We start from the raw sequence: 1,263 nt of genomic DNA, 5'->3' as shown, positions 1-1,263 counted from the left end.
AATGGCAAGAATGCCACTGAGTTGGCTGATAAGACTATTAAAGCGCTAAAGCCAATGTCAAGTAAGATTCATACCATTACCTACGATAATGGCTTAGAATTTGCTGAACATGAGCGTATGGCTAAAGCACTGGATGTGGATGTATATTTTGCTCATCCGTATTCTTCTTGGGAAAGAGGTATTAACGAGAATACTAATGGCTTGATTAGACAGTACTTCCCAAAGGGTACTGACTTTAACAAGGTGACAAATTCACAGATTGAATTTGTCATGAAGCGACTCAACACAAGACCTCGAAAAACACGAGGTGGGAAACAACCAGTTGAGTTATTTTTAGGAAGGGCTGTTGATTTATTAACGGCTTAGGAGAAATTGCACTTAATGTGCGAATTCAAGTAATTAAGTATGGGTCATGACAACTTAAGCATATTTAAAATCATGTTAAAGTACCATTATGAAAGTAAAAAACAAGTATGTAAATCGTTCCCGTATTTCAGAGAAGAAATTTAGAGAAATAATTAAGTATTTTTCTCTTGATTTGAACGCAGTTCAAATCAAGGAATTAACAGGATTGAGCAGACAAACAATCAACAAATATTTAACCGCTATTAGGCTTAGAATTGTAGAACTATCCATACTTCAATCTGCCCCACTAGTGAGTCGATGAAAGCTATTTTGGCGCACGGCGCGTCCGCGGAAAACGCGGCCGTGGCGCCTTAGGGGAAACCATTGTTTTTGGCTTGCTAAAAAGAGGTGATAAGGTTTATACTGAGATTGTTCCAAACTGCAAAAGTACTACCCTACAAAGGATTATCAAGGGTAAAACTAGTATTGAAAGCGTCATTCATTCTGATGGTTGGCGAGGGTATAATGGTTTAGTAGATTTTGGCTATAAGAAGCATTTTAGAGTACATCATAGCAAGAATGAATTTGCTCGTGGTAATGCACATATTAACGGCATAGAATCATTTTGGGGTTATGCCAAAACAAGGCTGGTAAAATTTAAAGGAATGAATAAAAATATGTTTAATCTACACTTGAAAGAATGTGAATTTAGATTCAATAATCGCAAGCAAAATCTTTATAAGATTTTGCTTGAAATGTTCAGAAAAGAGTCGATTAAGTTGTCATGACCCTAAAAAATTATGGATATTTACCCTATTGCAAAATCTAACAAAAAACCACTTTGCGACGCCTCGCAATATGAGCAGATGTATACTCAGTCAATTAAAGACTCTGATAAATTCTGGGCCGAGCAGGCTA

General features: G+C 36.5%; 1 protein-coding gene and 1 pseudogene. Both read left to right on the top strand.

Annotated features, from left to right (window positions below; genetic code table 11):
* Positions 1-366: IS30 family transposase (locus tag BTHERMOSOX_RS11295; RefSeq protein ID WP_138121211.1), on the top strand; the 366-nt coding region annotated here is incomplete at its 5' end.
* 88 nt (positions 367-454) lie between these two features.
* Positions 455-1,133: pseudogene (locus BTHERMOSOX_RS11290) on the top strand (IS1595 family transposase).
* The last annotated feature ends 130 nt before the right edge of the window (positions 1,134-1,263 follow it).

Origin of the sequence: Bathymodiolus heckerae thiotrophic gill symbiont, from assembly GCF_900128515.1 — a bacterium.
In the GTDB taxonomy this organism is placed as follows: domain Bacteria; phylum Pseudomonadota; class Gammaproteobacteria; order PS1; family Pseudothioglobaceae; genus Thioglobus_A.
Note: the sequence above shows the minus strand (reverse complement) of the source record. Positions and strands in the feature narration are given on the sequence as shown.